Here is a 1696-nt window from a genome sequence, read left to right as displayed (position 1 = left end):
CCCGGATTTTTCACGGAATGTTGCGTGTGGGGTGTGTAGGTAAGCGAAAGTGCCTGTCCTGCAAGGGATAATTGGACTTCTCTAGGGTTCAATCGTCCTGACGGGAAGGCACTTCGCGGGTGAAGAATATCGCGGTCGTTGCACGGGTGAAAGTGTCTGCTGATGGCCATGGCGTCGTGTCGCATGCCGGGATGGGTATGTTGCGTGAACTTGCCGACCGGACCGGCCTATCGGCGCAGGTCACCGCTGCGCTGGCCGATACCTACCGAGGCCCGTGGGTGTATGCGCCCGGGGAGGTGTTCGCTGATCTGGCGGCCGCGGTCGCCGATGGGGCCGACTGCATCGACGCCGTCGGCCAATTGTGCGGTGACCGCGAGCACGTGTTCGGCGCGAAAGCCTCCACGACCACCATGTGGCGGCTTATCGACGAACGCATCGATGCCGCCCACCTGCCGGGGGTGCGGGCAGCCCGAGCCGCCGCCCGGGCAGCGGCCTGGGCCGCCGGCGCGGCACCGGCCACCGAAGACTGGCTGCACATCGACATCGACGCCACCCTGGTGATCGATCACTCCGACAACAAAGCCGGAGCTACCCCGACCTGGAAGAAAACGTTCGGCTTGCACCCGCTGCTGGCGTTTTTGGACCGTCCCGACATCGCCGGCGGGGAAGCGTTGGCCGGGCTGCTGCGCACCGGAAACGCCGGCTCCAACACCGCCAGCGACCACATCATCGTGCTGACACAGGCACTGCAATCGCTGCCTGCACCGTGGCGGCCGGACCCCAATCGTGGCGATGATCCCCAAACGCCGAAGGTCTTGGTGCGCTGCGACACCGCAGGAGCCACCCACAGATTCGCCACAGCCTGCCGTGAGGCCGGGGTGGGGTTCTCCTTCGGCTACCCCGTCGATACCCGCGTCCAGGACGCCGTGGACACCCTCAACCTCGGCGACTGTTGGTATCCGGCGATCGACACCACCGGCGGTATCCGCGACGGCGCCTGGGTCGCCGAAGCCACCGACCTGGTCAACCTGAGCAGCTGGCCGGCCGGCACGCGACTGATCCTGCGCAAAGAACGCCCGCATCCCGGCGCCCAGCTGCGGTTCACCGACGCCGACGGGATGCGGGTCACCGCCTTCATCACCGACACACCGCCAGGTGTCGTGGCAGGCCAGATCGCCGGTCTGGAGCTACGGCACCGCCAACACGCCCGCGTTGAAGACCGCATCCGCGAACTCAAAGCCACCGGCCTGCGCAACCTGCCGTGCCACAGTTTCTGGGCCAACGCCGCCTGGCTGGAAATCGTGCAGGCTGCCGCTGACCTGGTCACCTGGACCCGACTGATCGGCTTCACCCACCAGCCCGGCCTGGCCCGCGTCGAGATCAGCACCTTCCGCTACCGAGTCCTGCACGTGGCCGCCCGCATCACCCGCAGCGCCCGGCAACTGCGACTACGCATCGACTCCACCTGGCGCTGGGCCGCCCAAATCGCGACCGCCTGGCAAAGGATCCGCACCGCATTCGATTGACCGCCAACCCTCATCTGACCGACCGACGAGGAAAGACCCACGGCCCCGGGAAAGCCCGCACCACCTGGCGAAACAGGACAATCCACCCACGCCTACACCCGAAAACTACTCCCCAGCAACACAACTCGACATCAGACCAAGCCCACGCCCATTTCCACGCAAAATCCGGG

At 66.3% G+C, this 1696-nt stretch carries 1 protein-coding gene; it reads left to right on the top strand.

All coding sequences use genetic code 11. From position 1 onward, the window contains the following. Positions 1-119 precede the first annotated feature (119 nt). The gene (locus E0T84_RS31490; RefSeq protein ID WP_064868263.1) at positions 120-1526 is read left to right on the top strand and encodes an IS1380 family transposase; all 1407 of its coding nucleotides are present in this window, start codon (positions 120-122) and stop codon (positions 1524-1526) included. Positions 1527-1696 lie beyond the last annotated feature (170 nt).

Source organism: Mycobacterium sp. DBP42 (assembly GCF_005924235.1).
GTDB lineage: Bacteria > Actinomycetota > Actinomycetes > Mycobacteriales > Mycobacteriaceae > Mycobacterium > Mycobacterium syngnathidarum.
This window is presented reverse-complemented; position numbering and strand designations above follow the sequence as displayed.